Here is a 22,358-nt window from a genome sequence, read left to right on the forward strand (position 1 = left end):
CAGCCCAAACTGCATGTATTTCTATAACAATTGCCATCTGTTCTGATTTTTGTGTATGATGTCGTTTTCCTTCAGCCGAGAAAAACATGACTTTTCAAGCTGAACACACTGTACCCTCCTCTCGAAAAACCGAAGTTATTGCCGGAATTACTACCTTTCTGACTATGGTTTATATTGTCTTTGTCAATCCTGCCATTTTAAGCGGGGCAGGCATGGATTCAGGCGCGGTATTCACTGCAACCTGCCTGGTGACTGCCTTTGCCTGTGCGGTGACTGGTTTATTGGCTAATACGCCCATAGGCGTTGCTCCGGGTATGGCATTAAATATCTACTTTTCCTACAGTGTGGTTCAGGGAATGGGAATCAACTGGCAACATGCATTGGCCATGGTCTTTATTTCCGGATTGTTATTTTTTGTGATCAGTCTGACCGGTCTAAGACGCTTGCTGATTGAAGCCATTCCGCATAATCTGCAAATCGCCATTCTCATCGGAATCAGTCTCCTCATTGCCTTGATTGCGCTTGAAACCAATCAGCTTGTTATTGCCGACAATCATACTCTGATGCGTTTGGGTGATATTACCCGCCCGGAAAGCGGATTGTTTTTTCTCGGGTTTTTATTGATTCTCGCGCTTGATTATTATCGTATTCCTGCGGCTATTATTATTGGTATTCTGGCTATCAGTCTGCTTAGCCTGTTGCTTGGCATTACGCAGTGGCAAGGTATAGCGGCCTTACCGCCATCGCTGGAACCGACATTCCTGAAGCTTGATTTTACTGGCATTACCTCAATCCCCTCGCTCAAGGCAACGTTTACTTTTTTCCTGATTGCCGTCTTTGATGCAACCGGTACATTAATCGGTCTGCTGAACCAGTCTGTTTTTAAAGAACAAGCAGATTACCAACGCCGGCTCGCCAAAAGCCTGACCGCAGATGCCGCCGCATCCACACTGGCGGGTCTTTTAGGTTCAGCAAGCACTTCGCCCTATATCGAATCGGCTACCGGTATTGAAGCCGGCGGCAGAACAGGGCTTACCGCCATTGTAACGGCAGTGGGCTTTCTGCTGATGTTATTTTTCTATCCGCTGGCCAAAATGATCCCCGCTTGCGCAGTTGGCCCAGCTTTACTGTATGTCGCCTGTTGTATGATGAAGCATCTGTCTGAACTGAAACTTGCCGATATCAGCGAAACTGCGCCTTGCATGGTAACCATTATGATGATTCCGTTTACTTCCTCCATTGCAGACGGTATTGGCGGCGGAATTATTTTATACACCGTTCTGAAACTGGCAACCCGGCAAAAGGTTAATCCGCTAGTAGTTATACTGAGTGTATTGTTTATTATTTTCTTTATGATCAATTATTAGTGTTGGGTCGCTTGATCCAACATTTCCTTTAATTATACAGCCTGAACAAACATAATTGCCTAAAAAATTTCACATCTGCCTGTAAAATGCAACAAGCTGATCCTATAATTAACATATAGGACTCCTACAGGGACGTTACAATGACTCATCCGCTTTTCAACCGTACAATTTCAGATTTTCCAGGTCAATGTGTCGTAATCGGTTGTTCACATACTCACAAGCTGTGCCAAAACAAACAGCTTCATGCGGATCCACAGTCTTTTTATACTATTGATATTAACCCGGAGCATCACCCTGATGCGGTATTAAACATTACTCAACCTTTACCAGCCGCTCTGGAGCAACGTTTTCGGTTAACTGTGGTTGAGCAGTTGGATTATTATGCCTATAACGCATCGGCACAACTTGGTCAGGCTGGCCCACAAGGCTTTCATAATATCTGGCAAATGACCGCCCCTGACGGTTTTATTTTAATCACTGGTTGCCCCAGAGAGCAAAAATACCGTGAACAACTTTATAGCCGATATTTACGTTATATTGAATTAAATGAGTCAGGGAATGCAATTCTAATACCCCGTGATCAGTCGCTGGCGATTATTACTATCCGAAGAAAGCTTAAGACACTCAAATCAGACCTGCAAGCATTAATCAAACACGCCCGAACCGATAACCGCAACAAACTCTCCGCCTTGAAATTCTGTGAATTAAGCTACGAAAATCTGCTGACTCTTGATGAAACAGTGTTATTTGGATGCGCTACTTTCGAGCAAAAAAAACTTTTGCTTGATAGCTTCTCAACGATTTACGCTGCGTTGGACGCGGGACAGAAATCCAGACTGAATGGCAGAGAAAGTGTAATTATCGATGCCCTTGGCCTTTCTACAACCAATTTAAAAGTCATTGATCACGTTACCCGGCGTAATCCTGACAGCAGAACATACCGGGCATGGAAACTGGCTAAAGATCATTATAAAAACTGCTCGGCAGGCAATCATAAGCTGTTTCAGGAAATTCGTCTTTACTCGCTTAAGCGAAATGGTACGGCAAGCAGCTTTTTTAAAACCAGCAATAGCGCCGGGCAGAATGATTCAATTAATTTTGAGCAGATAGTTAATCAGGCAGATGCGGAATCCTGGGTAGGGATAATCAGGGATACGTTAAATTCGAATAGTCCGTAAACTGGCAGCTTTGCTCAGGACGATTTTTGTAGGTTGGGTCGTTTTGACCCAACAAACCTTTTTATCAAGCTCTTAAGATCTGAAAAGTGATTAAAGATTGGTAATGTTGGGTCTGAACGACCCAACCTACGTTTTTCTTCAGATACATTGGCAAATTTTCAAAGCATAGCCTAATCTAAATAATAGACACTGTATAAAAAAAATAGTCATAACTGCTTGCCTGATTCAGTTGGCAACATAGTCAAAAACAATAAGGGCAATCATGCACAAATTACTTTTTTTGGCTTTGTTAATTCTGTCAAATCCTGCTAACGCCCGTATTGAAGAGGCAATTTTCGCCGGGGGCTGTTTTTGGCGAATGGAAGCTGACTTTCATAAGCTTAATGGCGTATTGGCAACCGTAGTTGGCTTTGATGGCGGGACCAGTAAAGACCCTTCCTATACACAAGTCATGACTGGCGATACCGATTATGCGGTTGCAGTCCGGGTTATTTATAACTCTCAACAAATCAGTTACCAGGATTTGGTCAATTACTTCTGGAGACGCATTGATCCCACCTCACATAATGCCCAATTTTGTGATTATGGCAGCCAGTTTCGCAGTGCGATTTTTTACTTAAACGACACCCAAAAGAAAATTGCTCTGGCCAGCAAACAGAAGGTCGAAAAAATATTTCCCAAAGTGTATACGCAAATTACCCCTTCTACTCAGTTCTATGCAGCGGAAGATGAGCATCAGGAATATTACTTAAACCATCCATTACGCTATAAATATTATTATTATCGCTGCGGCTATGAAGCACGCATTAAAAAACTGTGGCGCGATACTTAAGTGCAAGCGTCAGCAAAACCTGATGTCTTAAAATTAACACTTGTCCCAATTCTTGTTTATACTTAAAACAAGCCATAGATATCCTAGTGTAAGAAAATTATGCTGATATGCAATCGACAACTGGATGAAAAACAATTAAAAGAAATAGAAGCTCTGGCCGCCGAATGCCAGAAAACAGATGGCGGTGCGCCGGCTATCTATTACCATCTCTTACGCCAAAGACGCGATAGCGAAAGCAATGTGCTGGATTACGATGATTCAGGTAACCTGGTTGGCTTTCTTAGCGTTTATTTTTTCTATGATGATGCTTGTGAAATAAGCCTGTTGGTTTCACCTGAACACCGAAGATATGGCGTGGCCAGTAAAATGCTGAGAACGATAATGCCGTTACTGCACACCAAAAAAATGGCAAGCCTGATTTTTTCCTCCGGCCTTGAGCACGACAAACTGATGTCGCTATCTGGCAAAGCAGCGCGTTTTGTTTATAAGTACAGTGAATATCATATGCAACGCAATGGTTATGAACCGGTTATTATGGGCTATCCCGCATTATTTATTCGGGAAGCCACTGATTCTGATCTAACTGATTTATGTGTTATTGACAGCGCCTGTTTTGACAGCCAGAACGCAACCATGCAAGAGCGGTTTGAATATCTGCTGGCTGATCGCAACTACACAATTTTATTAGCGCTGCGTAACAATAAACCAATCGGTAAAGCGCATATTCGCTGGCAGACTGATGGAGCTATTTTCTCGGATATAGCAATCATCCCGCAGGAACAGGGAAAAGGGTTGGGCGGCGAGTTATTAAGCTATTGCATCAATCAATCCCTGAGCATGGGAAAAAATAAAATTACGCTTGATGTAGAAACCAATAACAGCAATGCTCTGAACCTGTATTTACGCCATGGCTTTAAAACCGCAACCAGGCGCAATTTCTGGAGCATTTCAACTTCCGAGCTGGAATTGTCATTGGCGTAAGGCGCTCTTTGCATCTTTATCTTGACATATTTTTATCGGCGCATTTAGTATTGCCTTTTATCGCTCAAGGATCGTGCCAGGATGAAAAGACGTGTTGTGATTACCGGGATGGAAATTGTTTCTTCCATCGGAAGCGGGCTGGATAAGTTCTGGCAAGCTGCAGTGAATGGCCAATGCGGTATTCGTCGCATTGAGCATTATGATCCTTCTGACTACTCTACCCGGATTGGCGGTGAAATACGCGACCTCTCGCTTGCCCATTTGCCTGAGTTTGATAAAAGCAAACGTTATCCCAAAGCAGCGCAATATGCCTTGTTCTGCGCCCACTATGCACTTGAACAGGCAGGTCTTGACGCCGCTGAGCGCGCAAAAACCGGAACGTTTATCGGCACCAGCCTGGGGGGCACACCAGAGCTCGAGTCTGCCTATCAGGCTTTTTTTCAGGAAGGCTGGAAAAAAATCCCCGCGCTTAGCGTGATCAGGGGCATGCCTAATTCGATTGCCAATCATATTGCGATTGCCTTTAATCTTGGCGGAATCAATTCAACCATATCCAATGCCTGCGTATCTTCTGCTGAAGCAATCGGCAACGCTTATCATCAAATCGCCTCTGGCCGGCTTGACAGCGCAGTCTGTGGCGGCACTGAATCGTTGTTATGGGAAACGCTGATGGCTGCCTGGTGCAAACTGCGAGTTATGTCCACCCGAAATGATCAGCCAGAACAAGCATGCCGCCCTTTTGATAAAGAGCGTGATGGAATGGTTATGGCGGACGGGGCAGGTATTTTAATTCTGGAAGAATTGCAGCAGGCAAAAGCACGCGGCGCAACCATTTATGCTGAAATTATCGGTTATGGCGCAAGCTGTGACGCCCATCATGTCACTGCCCCTGCCTCGGAGGGGCAGGTGAGAGCCATCCAGCAGGCACTGGATGAGGCGCGATTAGCTGCTGGCGATGTCCAATATATTAATGCTCATGGTACAGGCACTCAATTAAACGATTTGACTGAAACTCAGACTATTAAAACCGTTTTTGGCGAACGCGCTTATGAAATTCCAATCACAGCCCAGAAAGCAATGACCGGGCACGCAATCGGCGCTGCCGGCGCCATGGAAATTATTGCAACGGCAATGAGCCTGCAGCACGATATTTTGCTGCCCACCATCAATCTGCATAATCCAGACCCGGATTGTGATCTTGATTATGTTGCCAATTATGCCCGTAAACAACACATCGATATTGCTCTTTCCAATCATTTCGCCTTTGGCGGGGCTAATGCGGCATTGTTGCTCAGGCGAATGACGTAGGTAGAGGCGTTTTGTGTGTTGGGATTCTGCTGTTTAAAACATGGTATTTTCAGGTTTATTGGGTATAATCAGGCTAACGTGCGTGACCGGATGAAAAACTATGAATATTCCACTGTATGAAATTGCGAATATTGTGCAGGGCGAAGTTACTGGCGACCAAAACGCCCAAATAAACTGCCTGTCTCCCATTGATAATATTGCTCCCAATTCGCTGGTCTTTGCTGACGGCCAGGAAAATATTGAGCGGGCGGAGCAATCTGAAGCCGCTGCCATTCTGGTTGGAAAGGGCGTAAAAAGCGCAATCAAACCTGTGATTCAGGTTGCCAATCCGTTTAAGGCATTCATCCAGTTATTAAACCAGTTTTATGTACCGCAGCGCCCCAAAGCAGGTATCCATCCAACAGCCGTGATTGCTGAAGATGCAGTCGTTGGCAATAATGTTGCTATTGGTCCTTACGTAGTCATCGAATCCGGCGCCCGAATTGGCGATAACTGTATTTTGAAAGCCCATGTCTATATTGGCGTCAATGCAGTTATTGGTGCAGATACTACGCTTCATTCCCATGTTACAGTTTATGATCAATGCCGGATAGGGGACCGAGTAAGTATTCACGCGTCAACCGTTATTGGCTCTGATGGATTTGGTTATACCTTTGTTGACGGCCAGCATTTAAAAGTTCCTCATGTCGGGAATGTCATTGTGGAAGACGATGTCGAAATCGGCGCTAACTCAGTGGTTGATCGCGCTACTCTCGGCTCTACTATGATTGGCCAGGGCACAAAAATTGATAATCTGGTTCAGATTGCCCACTCCGTCAAACTGGGCAAGCACAATATTGTTTGCGCCTTTACCGGTATTGCCGGCAGTTCTGTCAGCGGCAACAATGTCATCTTCGCTGCCAATGTTGGCGTCAGCGATCATGTCCATATTGATGACGGCGTAATCCTTGGCGCCCGTGCAGGCGTGCCGCCGAAAAAGCATTTACGCGCCGGCAACGTTTATTTGGGAAGCCCGGCCCGCCCACGCGACAAAGCCCTTGAACAGGAATTGTCTGTAACCCGCATCCCGGGCATGCGTAAAGCACTTAAAAACCTGGGAGATAAAGTCAATGCGCTAAGCGAAAAACTCGCCCAACAGGAGGTTGAGTCCTGATGTTGCCGCCCCTGATATTGGTTGATGGTTCTTCCTATTTTTTCCGTGCCTTCCATGCCCTGCCGCCCTTGACCAACTCAAAAGGCAAACCGACCGGCGCAGTCTATGGCGTGGTCAATATGGTGAAAAAATTAATTAAGGACTATCAGGCAACCAATATCGCCGTGATTTTTGATGCCAAGGGCAAAACATTCCGTGATGAATGGTACCCGGAATATAAAGCGCACCGCCCACCCATGCCTGCCGATTTGCATGATCAGTTTGAGCCGATGATTAATCTGCTGAGAGCGATGGGATTACCGTTATTGATTATTGAAGGAGTTGAAGCCGATGATGTCATTGGCACTCTGGCTCGGCAAGCTATGGAGCAAGGTCAGCCAGTCGTAATCTCCACGGGCGATAAAGATATGGCCCAGCTGGTTAACGAACATGTTTCTCTGATTAATACCATGACCAACCAGATCATGGATATTTCACGGGTTAAAGAGAAATTCGGCGTGTCGCCCGAACAGATTATCGACTATCTCACGCTGGTAGGCGATAGCGTTGACAACATTCCCGGCGTTGATAAATGCGGCCCCAAAACAGCAGCCAAATGGCTTGAACAATATCGGACATTGGATAGCCTGATTGCCAATGCCGATCAGATTACTGGCAAAATTGGTGAAAACCTGCGCGCAAGCCTGGCACATTTACCCTTATCCAAACGGCTGGTTACGATAAAAACCGATGTTGATTTGCCTTTAACACTTGCTGAACTGACCATGAAGGAAGCAGATAATCAGCTATTAATTGAGCTCATCCGGGAACTTGAATTTAAAACATGGTTGAAAGAACTGCTTGGCAACCAGCAGCAGCAGCCGGCCGCCGTCAATGATATACCTAACCTACCAGCAGCAAACTCACAATTTACAATCATTAATACCGAGGCGCAATTTAATGAATTGCTGACTGAATTATCGCAATGCCAAGAATTTTGTATCGATACCGAGACAACAAGTCTTGATGCCTTACAGGCTGAAATTGTCGGTATTGCTATTGCAATTAATAGCGATGAACCGGTATACATTCCATTGCGTCATCAGGATGGTACGCCACAACTGGTTGCTGAAAAAGTATTAGCCGACTTAAAACCGCTTCTTGAAAGCGAAACGATTGGCAAAATCGGCCAGAATTTAAAATATGATTATAACGTCTTTAAAAATCATGGCATCACCCTGCGCGGCATTCATTTTGATACCATGCTTGAATCGTACATCCTGAACAGCACTGCCAGCCGCCATGATATGGATTCGCTGGCCTTAAAATACCTTGGCCATAAAACCATTACTTATGAAGAAGTCGCCGGCAAAGGCAGCAAGCAATTACGTTTTGATCAGATTCCGGTAAACAACGCCGCACCTTATGCCGCGGAAGATGCCGACATTACCTTAAAGCTTCATCAAACCTTGTATCCAATGCTGGATAAACCGCTACAGGCGGTTTTGCAGGCCATTGAAGTACCTTTGGTAACCGTATTGGCTGAAATAGAACGCCACGGCGTCCTGATAGACACTGAAACGTTAGCCAGGCATGGCAATCGCTTGAAAAGCCGCATGGTTGAACTTGAACAGGAAGCCGTGCAATTGGCTGGCAAACCGTTTAATCTCAATTCGCCCAAACAATTGCAAGAAATTTTATTTGACCAGTTACAGATTCCCGTTCTGACGAAAACACCAACCGGGCAACCGTCAACGGCTGAATCCGTACTTCAGGAACTGGCTTTCGACCATCGCCTGCCGGCAGTGATTCTTGAATACCGCAGCCTGAGTAAGCTGGTTTCAACATATATTGATGCGTTACCGAAACGGGTAAATGCGGCCACCGGGCGCGTTCATACCTCCTATAATCAGGCTGTCGCTGCGACCGGGCGCTTATCATCCAGCGATCCTAATCTGCAGAATATTCCAATTCGTACGGAAGAAGGACGGTTGATTCGTACGGCGTTTATCGCCCCGCCTAATCACATATTACTGGCAGCTGACTATTCACAAATTGAATTGCGTATTATGGCGCATTTATCGGCGGACAAGAATTTGCTGAACGCCTTTGCCAACGGCTGGGATGTGCATGCCGCAACCGCCAGTGAAATTTTCCAGGTTGCGCTTGATGAAGTCAGCAGTGAACAGCGGCGACGCGCCAAAGCGGTTAATTTTGGTTTAATTTATGGGATGTCGGCTTTTGGCCTGTCCAAGCAATTAGGCATAGAACGCCGTGACGCCCAGCACTATATGGATGTTTATTTTACCCGTTATCCAGGCGTACTTGAGTACATGGAGCGCACTCGCCTGCAAGCGCGGGAGCAGGGTTATGTTGAAACATTATTCGGCAGACGGCTCTATTTGCCCGAAATTAACGCTCGCAATATTGCCCGCCAGAAAGCCGCTGAACGGACAGCAATTAATGCGCCAATGCAAGGAACTGCCGCAGATATTATTAAAAAAGCCATGCTTGCCATCCACGACTGGCAGAACCAGCAATCAGGATTACCAGCGCGAATGGTTATGCAGGTTCATGACGAACTGGTTTTTGAGGTTCGCAAAGACGCTATCGAGCAGGCGCAGAATGCGATTCAGGAGCTTATGGAAAATGCCGTTATTTTGTCTGTGCCTTTGCAGGTTTCAATTGGTGTCGGACAAAACTGGGATGAAGCGCATTCCTAGCGATTGCCGGATCCGCCGCAAAAATTTAAAATTCAACTATAGTTATATTCAGGAGAATAAAAATAATTAGTTAGGGACACTATCATGAGAAAATCATTGTTACTGCTGTTAACAGTAGCGTCAACCTGTTTTTCTCAACCGGCGCCTGAGAATAATCAATCCAGTGATTTAATTTCCCTGGCACATCAGGTATTCGACAAATTCATTAACTATACCTTTGATGAATACCTCTATGTCAAACCGCCCCAGGAGCCATTCAGCGATATCAGCGCCATGCTGCATGAGCAAGGCGGCAATTTAAGTGATGCCGTAATTAATAAAGTCATCACCACCTTAAAATGCACTAACCAATATAATGTCAATCACAACAATATTTTAACGGTCATTGATTACTCATTACCATCACGGGAAAAGCGGTTATGGATCTTTGATCTCAAACAGAAAAAGCTGTTGTTTCATACCTATGTTTCGCATGGCATTAAATCTGGTGCATTATTATCCAGCTTTTTCTCGAATAAATATGATAGTAAGGCCAGCAGCATTGGCGTGTACAAAACCGAACAGACTTACTATGGCCGTGACGGTTTGTCGCTCCGTCTGAGCGGCCTGGAACGAGGATTTAATGACAATGCCATGAATCGCTATATCGTAATGCACGGCGGCTGGTATGTGGATGAAGGCTTTATCAAGCGCTATGGCAGGGCTGGCCGCAGCTGGGGTTGTCCGGCGGTTCCGGAATACCTGACTAAAGATATTATTAATACGATTAAGGATCATTCACTTTTTGTGGTTTATTATCCGAGCGATAACTGGTTTGCCAAATCAAGATTTCTTAACTGCAATAAACTTGCCGACAACCAGAACAATAACGGCCTGTTATCGGATCCATCAACGGTAGCGATTGAAGAACATCGGGATTACATTGTCTTTACCGATATGAATAAAAACAGCCGGCGGGAAGAAAATGAATCGATTATTGTGATGGCTGCGGATAATTATGAACAGGCATTTAAGCGCCGGGCACCGCTCGAACGCATGCTCAGAAGGCAAATTAATCATTCGGAATATATTGCCTTGAGCACGGTTGAACTGGAGCATCTGGTCAGCGCCAATAATGACAGCTTAAGGGATCTGCATTTTGTAATCCCGGTTATTAAATTAAATCGCGGTTATTATGAAACTGAAATGCATTTTGTTCCCTTAGGCAAGATTAAAGAAGTCAGGCTAAACCAGCCCTCATCCGCCAGCGAAAACAAACCTGGCAATTACACGGTATTGCTGGAAGGAAAACCGGTTATTAACCTAAAGTCAACTAATCAGTTTATCCGTTGGTTGGGTTTATAGGCGGGTCGCTTTAGTTAAGGATACACTGGCTGGCAACATCTTTGTTGGGTCAAACGACCCAACCTACGTTTCACTGTCCAAGACCAGGTGTCCATTATGCGACAGATATATGGTCCATATTGTTCTCAGGCGCAGGCTGCATTACCACGTCTGTGCCGGCAAAAAGGCCATACGGATTAGTATAAGCGCTCTGGCTTTTTTTTCTAATATACCGCTTGTTATCTGCGGCAATCAAGTATTGATCGACTATAAAATTCATCGCCTCTTCAGCAAAATGCCGCATATTCTTCAGCGGTATATCCCACACGTATCTCCAGGAAGGGCTTAAATTATAAGCAATGCCTACGGCTAGTAATAAGTTAAGCTTATATGAGCTATTGACCAATACTCCCGTATCAATCTCTGCTTTTGCAATGCAATCTATATAGTCAGAAGCGAGGTACTTAAACAAAATATGGAATTTAAGTTCAATAATCGACCAATTGCATCCCTGAACCACTTCCTGTATCGGAAGATTATCAATAAATTGGTCAAAGGGTGAGTATGCTTGCCGTGATTGCAATAAAGTTACATTATTTTCTCGTGTAGAGGGATAGGGAGACTGGCAGAAAAAACGGTTATATAAATAGCCTGAATAATTATTATATGACTGCGGGTTATACTGCGGGCAGAAGGACTGAAACCAGTCACCGGGCAACAGCGATTTAACGAGCTGTTGCCGAATAGCCATAAATTCCGCAGGCGGGTTAAGCAACAAATTATCACTGGCATAAATATACGTGAGTAAATAAGTCAACCGTAATTCCCAATCCTCGCGCCTGTTATTCAACACGAATTCTTCAAAAAGACCATGCAGTATCTGCAGATAGCTTTCAATATCATGATGGATAGCCCTGGCTCGATGTTTTCCATTCGAGATAGTCCTTTCCTCTGCATCCTCTTCATCTTCTTCATCTTCACCGCCGGTATTGGTAAAGTAGCAAAAAAGTTCCTTTTCATACCTGCTTATTTTGCTGCAAATAGCATCGGGATTGTTTTCTCCCTTATAATAATCATTAATAGCTTCCACCAGAGTCTCTGCCTTTAATAACCGCTCGACAAGATAGTGGGTAAACTGAGTGTAATAGGTTGCAATTTGCGTAAAACGCCCCAGATTATGTTGTTGTATACGGCGTTCAAAGCCTCTTAACAATGCATTTCTTACTTCATTGCTTTCGTCGCCGCTATAATATAAATCAAAATAGAGGAATAAATTATAAGAGCCCGTTTGGGGTGTTAGCAAAATAGGCATGAGACTGTAAAAGTCAACCCGCATACTCCCGGATGTTCTGCCATCAAAACCTAATTCAACCATCAACTCGAGTTCGAGCGCACGGAGCTTTTTATGAACTTTCTCAAACCCATTTTCCGCCGATACGCCTTCCAAATCCAGATACTGAGCGATGACGGGATAACTGCTTTTAAAATCGTTTAGATATATCGACTTTTCCTCAGTATATTTAAGAGAAACAACCGTTACCAAAAACAGTTTTACAACAAAATCATTCAGCTCAACACTCCCATTTGCTTTTTTCCCATAAAGTTTATCTAGTTGATAGATTATTCCCAGGGGAGTTTCAATTGAATTTAACAGCGGGTTGTAATATTTTTGCATTACGTTGTTACAAATGAAATTAATCATCTCTTCCGCTTTTTTTCGCTGTTCCGGCTTGATTTTAGTTACAAATGAATTGAGGATTTCTTTATACCACATAGTGAATTCAAATAATGAAAAAAATTTATTATATTAATAATAAATTAAGAGAATATTAACTTTATTTTCTCCACATAGAATATTATTCGATCAATTATTTCATTTTAACAACACAAATCGATTCAAAAATGGCAATATTGGGCGAAAATCGCTTACTCCATGTTTTCTTCGTACCCATATTGACCAATGGTATGTAAAAAATTCATACTATGCGGCCTGCGTTGTATTTTAGGAAAAACCAAAGGAATATCATGACAATCATGACTACAGAAGAGGTACAGGAATTAATTTCTAACCAGCCTGATGAGCAAATTATAAAAGAGCTTCGGTATATTATCCAATATGAGCCGGATCTTCTTAAAGGATATCCGTTGAACAGAACTCTTTTTCATCTATTGATTTTACAGAAAAAACCCCGAGCACTAATTAGTTTAATTAATGAGATTGCAGTTTATAAAGGTGAAGAATACTGGAAAGAGATTGCTGTTTTAACAGATAGCAAACAATGTAATCTAATGCATTATACGGTGAGAATGGGTAGTGAAGGCGAAGAGCTTATGATGTTTTTGCTAGAGCACTTTCCTGAACAAGTTAAGGCATACAATAAATCGGGAAATACTCCTTTACATGAAGCGGCTATAAGAAAAAAAATATGGACAATCAATTTTCTTGTAAAATATAAAGAGATTGCTGTTTTAACAGATAACAAACAATGCAATCTAATGCATTATACAGTGAGAATGGGTAATGAAGGCGAAGAGCTTTTGATGTTTTTGCTAGAGCACTTTCCTGAACAAGTTAATGCATGTAATGAATCAGGAAATACTCCCTTGCATGAAGCGGTTATAGCAAAAAATATTTGGGCAATCAATTGTCTTGTAAAACATAAGGGTTGTAATAAATCAATAAAAAATAAAGAAGGGAAAACTGCGCTTGAGCTGGCAGCGGATGCGAAAATACGGCAAGCTATATTATCGATTGATCTGAGTACGCTACTGCTTGGAAGACGAGATCGCAATCCGGGCGAGTTACAGGGAGAATTTCCACTGCTGGCATCAAACAGAAGCAGCCCTTCCAGATCATCACCAAACAGAAGCAATCCGACAACACCCATAATGGACGGGAATAACTCTTCAAGATTACTATCAAACCTGAGCGGCTCTTCCGCATCGTTATCCACCGGAAGCGCTTCCGCACTATCCCTGTCACCTAGCAGCTTTAGCTTGCCATTGAGCATTCACGACGATAGCTCTTCCGGACAAAATTCTCCGGTTCCAACCAGGAAACTGGCTGATGTAAAGGCTCCTGAGACGCTTGATAGTGACGAAGTTCAATCGGCAATAGCCAATTTGGGACATGACTCCCAATACAAAACTGCCCTGGACCAGCAGATAAGCAGTAATCGTTTCAAAGACTTTTACCTCAGCGGATTATTGCCTGAAACGCTTTCCTTAAACCAGGAGTTATTTTCCAATCCTGCGAATCAAAAACCAATTACAGATATTTTAACCGCTATACAGCCCGGCGTTACAGAATCCTATCGCCGCATAGAGGAAAGAAATTTAGCCACAACAAACGAATTCATTACAATAGTTACCAATAATATTTCCATTTCCGACTCTGAACCAAGGCCCATGCCTGAATTAAAGGACAGCTCTCCGCGTGACAAAGAGGCACTGCACACGCTGTGGCTATTAACAGCTTGTCAGACATCCCCTCAATCAAAACGAAAATTCAACTTTGAACAAGTAGAAGGTACAGCGCTGGGGCTATTGCTCACACACCCTTTGGTTAAAATCATACAGTTTATTAAAGAGTTATATAGTCAATTTGATAAAGATCAGAAGATTATTGCCAATTTTATTGTATTACAATTAATAGCCTATAATGCGATTAATAAAATACAATTCACTCCGCTACTGGCGCAGCGATTGCAACATCTTGGCAGCCGGAATATTGATAAGCGCGATGGACTGGGGCCACTGGGCGAAATCATTAATTCGCTATTGGCGGAAAAATACGAGCTATGCTCAAGTTATTATACCAATCCAATATTATGGAATGGCTATCTTCTAAACGGTAAGCTTAGCGAACCAGAGCTCGCCGCCAAAAAAAATTCCTTTGATCAGTTCGTTGATTACGCTTTGCAAAAAACACCTGAAAGCAGAGTCAATGAAGTGGAATTAATTGCGCATGAATTACTGCTGTTGACCATGCTTCTCTATAGAAAGATATCTATTATCGAGTTTCGTGATCAAAGTTGGCAAAAAGATAATAAAGCAGAGCTTGCGCCAGTTATAACCCGATTTACCAATTACTTTAACCAGCTATTTGAATATTTTGCCGCCAAGATACTCACCCAACCGCCAGCGAATCTCGGTAACGCGTTACGTTTTATGATAGAACTGGGCCAGGTACTCTGCCCTCTGGAGGGAGAATTTTACCGCGATCTGAATCATTTCAAACTTGTAGCCAGCGTACTTAGCAGTAGCGAAATTTCACGATTATATGATACAGACATGTGCGCCTATGCAAATCAACTTGCATGCCTGACTCCCGCTGAGCTTGGACGGATTAAGGAAATCGAGAAATTAAGCAGTGCTGCCAGACACTCGGAGTTTATGAGGAAAATGTATGAAACCTTTCAAACGACGCTTCCTTTCCCGGCGGAAATTCTGCAAGAACTGATATATGCAGTTGATGGAAATAAACAGGACATTCCTGAAGAACGCGCACTTGCTCGAACGGAAGCCGAAGGGAAAATTCTTAAAAAAATTATAGAAACCAAGGCGCTGGTTGCTTTTGAAAGAACCATTAATGAGACTGATTTACTTCTATTCATAGAACAAAAACCGCCGGTTCTTTCTGAAAGTGACAGACAGACAATTTCCTACAGCCGGGTACCAAGAAAAGATGACTTCTTACCGGTAGAAAAGAGCTTTGCCAATTTTACCTCACTACTGGCCCGTATCAACGAACGGCACTTGCCTCTTAATATTCTCCCTCGTCTTATCATCAAACAAAAAACAGTCAGTCAAAATAAACTTCCTTCTAAATTAATTGAGCTATTCACAGAGCAGCTGAAAAAATTTTTAAATCGGGTGAAAGTAAATGCAGAAGAAAGTAAAATAACCCGGCATGGGGATATCGTCCATTTCATGACCGTCTGGACTCAATTTGAGTATACTATTTCTCAAATAATCCAGATAAATAACAATGTCTTTTCGCGTTTAAAATTGACCGATTACAAAAATCCGGCTGATTTTGCCGAACAGTTAAATAAATTACGCGCACAGTTTAGTTTAAAAGAAGTGGTTATGCCGGATGAATATTATAATTTTGTAAAACAACTTACGCATATCCTCGCCAATAATTTACCTCAAAATTTACTTCCTGACTTTACTATTAAGCAAAAAGAAATTGCCCTTATTGATCTCCCTCATACATTAATCAATTTCTTTGAGGAACATCTGAAATACTTTGTGAAACAGGTAGAACTAAATGCTAAAAAAAATATAATAACCGAACCTAACTGTATTATTCAGCTAATGGCAACCTGGGATCAATTAGAGCAGGCTATTTTTCGAATAATCCTTATCAATAACCAATCCTTTTATCCAAAAGCATTAACTGACTGCAAAAACCCCTATTATTTTATCGAACGGTTAAAAGCGTTACGGGAACAGTTTCTTTTAAAAGAAGATGATATGCCGGCGGATTATTATTTAAAACAGGTATTGGCAAATATGCCAAAATCGGCGCCAGAGACAAGGAAGGGAAAGGCAGTAATAACAACATTTTTTGCAGCATATAAACCGCAGTATACGCGAGAAACAGCAGATGCAAGCAGCGAATTGAATTTACATAAATAGCTGATTGATTGAGTCTGGCAGATAAATTTTATATCATCGTGGGCAAACAGATTATAGGTCAAAAAATAATGACAAATCTAAAACAAGAAGCAGCAAAAGCTGCGCTGCGCTTTATAGAAGACAATACCGTAGTTGGTGTGGGAACCGGTTCAACGGTTAATTGCTTTATTGAGGAATTAGCAGCGATCAGACACCGGATTGATGCCTGTGTTGCCAGTTCAAAAACTACAGAAACCCGCTTGCGGGCAGCAGGTATCCCAGTGATTGATTTAAACGCGGCAAATGAAGTGCCAGTATACATTGATGGCGCTGACGAAGTGAATGAGCGGCGTGAAATGATCAAAGGCGGCGGCGGTGCGCTGACTCGGGAAAAAATTATCGCCACAGCCGCACAGCAATTTATCTGCATTGTTGATGAATCAAAGCGGGTGAAAAATTTAGGCGAATTCCCGGTTGCCGTGGAAGTACTTCCCATCGCACGCAGCCTTGCTGCCCGGGAATTGGTTAAACTGGGCGGCGATCCGGAATATCGTGATGGTTTTATTACTGATAATGGCAATATTATTCTGGATGTCTTCAACCTTGAAATCAGCAATATTGTCGCGCTGGAAAAAGCGATTAAACAAATTCCTGGCGTTGTTGAAAGCGGCTTGTTTGGCCAGCGGCGGGCAGACAAAGTGATAATCGCGTCTGCCAGCGGGATAGCAACTTTTTAATTGTTCCTTCCGGTATTACCGCCAGAGGTTGGTTTTGACCAGATCAAGAATTTCAGTACCCTGACCATTGATGATTGCTTTCATCATATAGAGACTAAATCCTTTCATCTGGGCAAAACTCACTGTCGGCGGCATCATCAGTTCATTGCGGTTTACCCGGACATCAATTAAAGCCGGCCCCGAAACCGAAAAAGCCTGTTGCAATGTTTCAGGCAATTGACTTGCCTCATCTACCCTGAAACCACGTATACCTATTGCCTGGGCCATATTGGCAAAGTTGGGATTATCCAGTTCAGTACCAAATTCCAGCATACCGCCTACCCGCATTTCCATTTCAACAAAGCCCAAGGTTCCATTATTAAATACCACAATTTTTATCGGCAATTGCTGTTGCACCAGGGTCAGGATATCGCCCATCAGCATACTGAAACCACCATCGCCGCACATAGCGACAACCTGCCGGTCAGGATGGCTGGCCTGGACTCCAATCGCCTGAGCCAATGCATTGGCCATTGAACCGTGATTAAATGAGCCCAGTAAACGGCGTTTGCCATTCATGGTTAAATAACGTGCCGCCCATACCGTTGGAGTGCCGACGTCGCAGCAGAATAAAGCGTCTTCTTCAGCATGCTCATCGATCATCCGTGCCAGATATTGCGGATGAATCACTTTTTTGGAATCATTGCGTGCAAGATCATCCAGGCTTCGGCGAGCCAGCTTGTAATGTTTGACTGCCTGCTCCAGATGACTGCTGTCTGATTTTCGTTCGAGCAGCGGAGTCAATGCCTGAAGCGTATTATTGACATCGCCAATCAGGCCCAGATCAATATCAGTCCTGCGCCCGAGTTGCGCGCCTTCACAATCAATTTGAATAATCTTCGCCTTTGTGGGATAAAACTGACGATAAGGGAAGCTGGTTCCAAGCAATAACAGGGTATCGCAGGACTCCATGGCGTAATATCCGGATGAAAACCCGATAAAGCCGGTCATGCCGACATCATACGGGTTGTCGTATTCGATATAAGGTTTTCCACGCAGCGTGTGAACTACCGGCGCTTGCAATTTCTCGCATAAAGCCATAAGCGAATCATGGGCATCGGCAGCGCCAATTCCGCAAAACACGGTTACTTTTTTAGCAGCGTTCAACATCTCCGCTGCTTTATGCAACAGATTATTATCCGGCACAACGACCGGTTTTGGCATAGGCAACCAGGCTGGCGCAGCAGCGGCCCGCATTTCCTGTAACGCGACATCGCCGGAAATAACCAGCACCGCTACCCCGCGTTTTGCAAGCGCGGTCTGAATTGCGATTTTAATCAGGCGAGGCACTTGCTCGACTGAAGTAATCATTTCGCAAAAGTAGCTGCACTCTTTAAATAAAATATTCGGATAAGTTTCCTGAAAATAATTACCGCCAATTTCCGGGGTAGGAATATGGGCGGCAATAGCCAGTACCGGCGCATTACTGCGTTGACAATCATACAGGCCGTTAATCAAATGCAGATTTCCCGGCCCGCAACTTCCTGCGCACACCGCAAGCTCGCCGGTTAACTGCGCTTCGGCGCCAGCAGCGAAAGCAGCGACCTCTTCGTGACGGGTATGAATCCAGCTTATTTCTTTATGCTTTTGCAATGCATTGGTAATTCCATTTAATGAATCGCCAACAATGCCATAAATGCGCTTAACCCCTACCTGGCCCAAAGTATCTACCAGAACTTCCGCTACTGTTGTCATCACATTATTCCTTAAAAATTTATTGTCCGACTGTTGGCGCCATTCCTGGTATTGCGGGCGCTACTGTTGGCGCAACAGGAGTTGCTGTCGATGCAGCAGGTTTAGGCGTTGTTGACACATTAGAATGGCCAGGTTCCATAACCGTTGTATCCTGTTTTTTGCTGACAGCGGCAGGCGCACTTTTGTTTTGTACTGAACTGGCTGCCGGTGTATTGTCATTATGATGGGTTCTGTAGTCATACGTCGATGCACGGGCTGGCGAATCCTCAAACAAGTCGTCCATAGCGGCACAGCCAGCCAGGAAGAAAGGAATCGTCAAAGGAAGCAATTTTATTATTTTCATTTTTTCATCCTTGATTAATCTATACCTTTTTAGTGTAGCCGGTGGTTGGCCAGTTGTAAAATTATCCTGGAAAAGCGCTTTTTTTATCATCATGTGTTGACCTGGGTTTATTATTATTACAAACTGACCATATCTTTTTATCACAGGAAAAAATATGGCTAAGAAAACCCAACAAGAAGAGTCTTTCGATATTTCCGAGTTTTTTATGAATAATGAGGATTGTTCCGATGACCACATGCTCGAACCTCATCTGTTCGCCGCAGCCGCCGAATGTCAGAAAACCGCAATCAACCTTGTTAAGTTGGTTTTACAATATTCAGGGAAAGATAAATTTCCGGAAGAGGAAATTTATCAGATTTATAGACGGGCTCTTAATCAGGCGCTGACGGCCTTGGAAGAAAATATGGAAATGGCTGAATAAGGTTTTCTTTTTCCCAAAGGAGTGTTGGGCTTTACAGCCCATATTCGTTCGGCCTGAGGAAAATGCGGAGCATTTGTCTCGAAGGCGTGGCACTGTACCACAGGCTTCGAGACAGCGCTAAAGCGCTTCCTCAGCCCGAACGATGTTGTGTAATAGAGAATTTAATTAACTTTAAGGCTACAGGCCTTACAGCCCAACCGCATTTAAATTGCCGCGCCCCTACATCCCCGGCGCGTTCCCGGCTGTTACCTCAAGCTCTTCACTAGCGGAATGCCGCTTGTAAAAACTCTCCAGTTCACTGGTCACGCTAGAGATAATTTTTTCATAACGTACCACCCATATCGATATGGCGTAACACGTTTTCTCTAAAGTCTAATGAGTAGGTCATACATTCCTTCTGACTGGTTCCGTTGATGTTCTGCGTGATGTGGTCTCAATGCAAAGCAGAATACCTTGGATCTATTGGTCTTCTGATGGACTTCCTCTATATCAAATCACCGCTCAAGGAGTTGATATGATTTTTTGTCCAATACAAAAATAATTTATTTTGACTCTATTTCATACTAATTGGTGCTAGTTTAGAACGCATTGTCTGCAAAATTACCTATAATCATATTATGAGTGTAGGTACAGAGATTACGTATGCCAACTCCCGAACCTGTATATGAAGAAAGCAAAATCATAGAGCAATCTGACATTATACCGATGATTAATAACATTCTGAAGCGGAAAGGTATTGATCTACAAGCCGATGTAGACGGAATATGTAATGGGCTGGCAGCAGTCTATATAAAATACGCTCTGCAGGGGAAGGCCAGCAAATTTGCAGAGATGCTGGAAGTGATTCAGAGAAAAGGTAAGGATGCTTCTATAGAACTGGGGGTGTTCGCAGCCAGTGGCCGCATGTATAGCCTGAATCCCAATTCGAGTGAATTCGACAGCGATGTTAGTAAATTTATTCAGGAGGTTCTGTTGGCTTTTTTACCTGGTGAATTTGACAATTCGTTAGGCCAGGCGGATGGACTGCATGCATTAACTGTTCCTGTAAAAAAGACGGTGAAAGACGACTCAGATGAAATGGTAAGGGAAGTTGAAATTCCGCAACAAATGCAACGACTATACAAACTGGGACTGGTTGCTGATATAAACGCATGGAAACAGATTTTTAATGATATGAGAGCACCAGGAACTGCTTGGCATGTGGGTTCACTTAATCATGCTATTGCTGTCTTTGTGAATAAAGACGGTAATTTTGAAGTTTACGATCCTAACTATCCAAAAATTTCCGTCTTTAAAGACGGTGAGCCAGACCCTGCTTCAACAGCAGGGGAGCAGCTGGAACTATTTCTCCGCACACAATACCAATTGAATAACGGTACACGCATGGCCTTAACCATAGATGTAGTCGCTCATCCGGAATCCAAAATTAACTTTCAGTTTCCCGACAAAGAATCAATCATCCGTGACGTTGACAAAGAGGGGTCAAACATGAAAAATGCCCATTTGTCGTCAAATGGACCTATTACTGTTTATAATCAACTTGTTATGGCAGCCAAACTGAATGATACGGAGATGTTGAAGTTATGGCTTGAGAGAGGTGCCGAGGGTTCGCAAGTCGCCCTGACCTTTGCTGCCATGGAGAGCCGGCTCGATGCCATTGATGTGCTGCTGGATCAGAAATATCGAAATTGCCTGAACGATAAAAATGGTGATCCAACCCCCGCCTATCTTAATGGAATATCAGAAGCTTTGAAGGCAGGCCGAAGCGCTGTATTAGAGAAATTGCTAAATAATCCAGATGTCTCCTCAAAAATTGTCGCGTTTCTACAGAATGGGAATGATGGAAAAAAATATCAAGCCCAGTTTCTCGAGTCAGCAGCATCATTGAAGAGTCCGGATTGCATCCGGATTCTTGTCGGTTATCTGGAAAAGAATATACCTGGCTTAGACATGGCAGACATGATCCGCTCCAACGATGCAGTTCAATTAGCTGAAAAGTCAGGAGACGCGCAATGCTTGCAATTATTAAAAAACCTTTCATCTGCCGAACCGGCTCAGGCTCACAATAATGATCATGAGAGTACCTTTGCAAATATAAAGCTGCCTCCACATCCTTCGAATAAACAAGGCTTCGCAGAATTTATTTCTGATCTGGCTTCTGGGTGGAAAGAAGCACTGAGAGAAATAAAAGAGACTATAAACAGTCGTTTCAGAGCTGCCCCTGATTTTAAATCACGGCTATCTGCACTAAAGGGTGAATCAGGCAATACTAAGACAGCAACTTCTGCCCAAAATTTCAAGAACCGCCTGTTAGGCGAAAAGCAGCAGAATAAAGTGGAAGTGGAGGCAGAGCCAGCGTATACCAACTCTTCAAACACCCCTCGCTGAACTATAGTGAATTAAAATTTAAACGATCCCTTAAAGGCAGCATCAATAGCAAGAGCCAAAGAATCAAAATTGGCCATATTGTTTTTGATTTTCTTTTTAAATTAGCCCAGAATTTTTCAATTGGATTAAGGCCTGGTGAGTAAGAGGGTGAAAAGAGCACTTCGCAATCAGCGCCCTGTGAATACTAACAAGAACGGGAATAGCAATTTCATTTGCAATGCCACCGGCATATCGATATAGTTTTTAATAAACTGGATGCAAAACGG

At 43.5% G+C, this 22,358-nt stretch carries 15 protein-coding genes and 1 pseudogene; 12 read left to right on the forward strand and 4 right to left on the reverse strand.

Going from position 1 to position 22,358, the window contains the following annotated elements:
* Positions 1 to 86: 86 nt before the first annotated feature.
* The 8 genes from ACFORL_RS12125 to ACFORL_RS12160 all read left to right on the forward strand — a co-directional run bounded on the left by ACFORL_RS12125 (position 87) and on the right by ACFORL_RS12160 (position 10,865).
* Entirely contained in the window at positions 87 to 1,367 is a 1,281-nt protein-coding gene (locus ACFORL_RS12125) for an NCS2 family permease (RefSeq protein ID WP_382344399.1), read from the forward strand.
* 140 nt (positions 1,368 to 1,507) lie between these two features.
* Positions 1,508 to 2,545, forward strand: coding sequence for a hypothetical protein (locus ACFORL_RS12130; RefSeq protein ID WP_382344401.1), 1,038 nt, complete (start codon positions 1,508 to 1,510; stop codon positions 2,543 to 2,545).
* A gap of 262 nt (positions 2,546 to 2,807) precedes the next feature.
* Entirely contained in the window at positions 2,808 to 3,377 is a 570-nt protein-coding gene (msrA, locus tag ACFORL_RS12135; RefSeq protein WP_382344404.1) for a peptide-methionine (S)-S-oxide reductase MsrA, read from the forward strand.
* A 99-nt stretch (positions 3,378 to 3,476) separates the two neighbouring features.
* Positions 3,477 to 4,358: a GNAT family N-acetyltransferase gene (locus ACFORL_RS12140; protein ID WP_382344406.1), complete on the forward strand. Its 882-nt coding sequence runs from the start codon at positions 3,477 to 3,479 to the stop codon at positions 4,356 to 4,358.
* A gap of 81 nt (positions 4,359 to 4,439) precedes the next feature.
* Positions 4,440 to 5,666 carry a beta-ketoacyl-[acyl-carrier-protein] synthase family protein gene (locus ACFORL_RS12145; protein WP_382344408.1) on the forward strand — a complete coding sequence of 409 codons (1,227 nt, stop codon included), beginning with the start codon at positions 4,440 to 4,442 and terminating at the stop codon, positions 5,664 to 5,666.
* A gap of 100 nt (positions 5,667 to 5,766) precedes the next feature.
* Positions 5,767 to 6,819 (forward strand): UDP-3-O-(3-hydroxymyristoyl)glucosamine N-acyltransferase, encoded by a 1,053-nt coding sequence (gene lpxD, locus ACFORL_RS12150; protein ID WP_382344410.1) that lies wholly within the window; start codon positions 5,767 to 5,769, stop codon positions 6,817 to 6,819.
* Positions 6,819 to 9,521: a DNA polymerase I gene (gene polA / locus ACFORL_RS12155; protein ID WP_382344412.1), complete on the forward strand. Its 2,703-nt coding sequence runs from the start codon at positions 6,819 to 6,821 to the stop codon at positions 9,519 to 9,521. The genes lpxD and polA overlap by 1 nt, the downstream gene beginning before the upstream one ends.
* A gap of 84 nt (positions 9,522 to 9,605) precedes the next feature.
* Complete coding sequence (locus ACFORL_RS12160; RefSeq protein ID WP_382344414.1) at positions 9,606 to 10,865, forward strand: murein L,D-transpeptidase catalytic domain family protein; 1,260 nt, start codon at positions 9,606 to 9,608, stop codon at positions 10,863 to 10,865.
* A 94-nt stretch (positions 10,866 to 10,959) separates the two neighbouring features.
* Here ACFORL_RS12160 and ACFORL_RS12165 read toward each other — a convergent pair whose 3' ends face one another.
* Positions 10,960 to 12,618, reverse strand: a complete 1,659-nt coding sequence (locus tag ACFORL_RS12165; RefSeq protein ID WP_382344417.1) for a hypothetical protein — start codon at positions 12,616 to 12,618, stop codon at positions 10,960 to 10,962.
* 251 nt (positions 12,619 to 12,869) lie between these two features.
* Between ACFORL_RS12165 and ACFORL_RS12170 the strand changes: the two genes are divergently transcribed.
* Both ACFORL_RS12170 and rpiA read left to right on the forward strand, forming a co-directional pair.
* On the forward strand, positions 12,870 to 16,490 hold the full coding sequence (locus ACFORL_RS12170) for a RasGEF domain-containing protein (protein ID WP_382344419.1): 3,621 nt from the start codon (positions 12,870 to 12,872) through the stop codon (positions 16,488 to 16,490).
* Positions 16,491 to 16,558: 68 nt separating this feature from the next.
* Positions 16,559 to 17,206: a ribose-5-phosphate isomerase RpiA gene (rpiA, locus tag ACFORL_RS12175; RefSeq protein ID WP_382344422.1), complete on the forward strand. Its 648-nt coding sequence runs from the start codon at positions 16,559 to 16,561 to the stop codon at positions 17,204 to 17,206.
* Positions 17,207 to 17,221: 15 nt separating this feature from the next.
* On the opposite strand, the gene poxB is transcribed toward rpiA, so the two are convergent.
* The gene (gene poxB / locus ACFORL_RS12180; protein ID WP_382344424.1) at positions 17,222 to 18,940 is read right to left on the reverse strand and encodes a ubiquinone-dependent pyruvate dehydrogenase; all 1,719 of its coding nucleotides are present in this window, start codon (positions 18,938 to 18,940) and stop codon (positions 17,222 to 17,224) included.
* Positions 18,941 to 18,959: 19 nt separating this feature from the next.
* On the reverse strand, positions 18,960 to 19,283 hold the full coding sequence (locus tag ACFORL_RS12185) for a hypothetical protein (RefSeq protein WP_382344426.1): 324 nt from the start codon (positions 19,281 to 19,283) through the stop codon (positions 18,960 to 18,962).
* 154 nt (positions 19,284 to 19,437) lie between these two features.
* Between ACFORL_RS12185 and ACFORL_RS12190 the strand changes: the two genes are divergently transcribed.
* The gene (locus tag ACFORL_RS12190; protein ID WP_382344428.1) at positions 19,438 to 19,704 is read left to right on the forward strand and encodes a hypothetical protein; all 267 of its coding nucleotides are present in this window, start codon (positions 19,438 to 19,440) and stop codon (positions 19,702 to 19,704) included.
* A gap of 642 nt (positions 19,705 to 20,346) precedes the next feature.
* Positions 20,347 to 22,092, forward strand: a complete 1,746-nt coding sequence (locus tag ACFORL_RS12195) for a hypothetical protein (protein ID WP_382344430.1) — start codon at positions 20,347 to 20,349, stop codon at positions 22,090 to 22,092.
* 1 nt (position 22,093) lies between these two features.
* Here the strand turns inward: ACFORL_RS12195 and ACFORL_RS12200 are convergent.
* Positions 22,094 to 22,255, reverse strand: a pseudogene (locus ACFORL_RS12200) (hypothetical protein); the annotation flags it as partial.
* Positions 22,256 to 22,358 lie beyond the last annotated feature (103 nt).

It is taken from the genome of Legionella dresdenensis (assembly GCF_042649825.1).
Taxonomy (GTDB): Bacteria; Pseudomonadota; Gammaproteobacteria; order Legionellales; family Legionellaceae; genus Legionella_C; species Legionella_C dresdenensis.

Excerpts from the sequence above, each read along its gene's own strand:
- ACFORL_RS12125 (WP_382344399.1), top strand. The coding sequence starts at position 87 with ATGACTTTTCAAGCTGAACACACTGTACCCTCCTCTCGAAAAACCGAA.
- ACFORL_RS12130 (WP_382344401.1), top strand. The coding sequence starts at position 1,508 with ATGACTCATCCGCTTTTCAACCGTACAATTTCAGATTTTCCAGGTCAA.
- msrA (WP_382344404.1), top strand. The coding sequence starts at position 2,808 with ATGCACAAATTACTTTTTTTGGCTTTGTTAATTCTGTCAAATCCTGCT.
- ACFORL_RS12140 (WP_382344406.1), top strand. The coding sequence starts at position 3,477 with ATGCTGATATGCAATCGACAACTGGATGAAAAACAATTAAAAGAAATA.
- ACFORL_RS12145 (WP_382344408.1), top strand. The coding sequence starts at position 4,440 with ATGAAAAGACGTGTTGTGATTACCGGGATGGAAATTGTTTCTTCCATC.
- lpxD (WP_382344410.1), top strand. The coding sequence starts at position 5,767 with ATGAATATTCCACTGTATGAAATTGCGAATATTGTGCAGGGCGAAGTT.
- polA (WP_382344412.1), top strand. The coding sequence starts at position 6,819 with ATGTTGCCGCCCCTGATATTGGTTGATGGTTCTTCCTATTTTTTCCGT.
- ACFORL_RS12160 (WP_382344414.1), top strand. The coding sequence starts at position 9,606 with ATGAGAAAATCATTGTTACTGCTGTTAACAGTAGCGTCAACCTGTTTT.
- ACFORL_RS12165 (WP_382344417.1), bottom strand. The coding sequence starts at position 12,618 with ATGTGGTATAAAGAAATCCTCAATTCATTTGTAACTAAAATCAAGCCG.
- ACFORL_RS12170 (WP_382344419.1), top strand. The coding sequence starts at position 12,870 with ATGACAATCATGACTACAGAAGAGGTACAGGAATTAATTTCTAACCAG.
- rpiA (WP_382344422.1), top strand. The coding sequence starts at position 16,559 with ATGACAAATCTAAAACAAGAAGCAGCAAAAGCTGCGCTGCGCTTTATA.
- poxB (WP_382344424.1), bottom strand. The coding sequence starts at position 18,940 with ATGACAACAGTAGCGGAAGTTCTGGTAGATACTTTGGGCCAGGTAGGG.
- ACFORL_RS12185 (WP_382344426.1), bottom strand. The coding sequence starts at position 19,283 with ATGAAAATAATAAAATTGCTTCCTTTGACGATTCCTTTCTTCCTGGCT.
- ACFORL_RS12190 (WP_382344428.1), top strand. The coding sequence starts at position 19,438 with ATGGCTAAGAAAACCCAACAAGAAGAGTCTTTCGATATTTCCGAGTTT.
- ACFORL_RS12195 (WP_382344430.1), top strand. The coding sequence starts at position 20,347 with ATGCCAACTCCCGAACCTGTATATGAAGAAAGCAAAATCATAGAGCAA.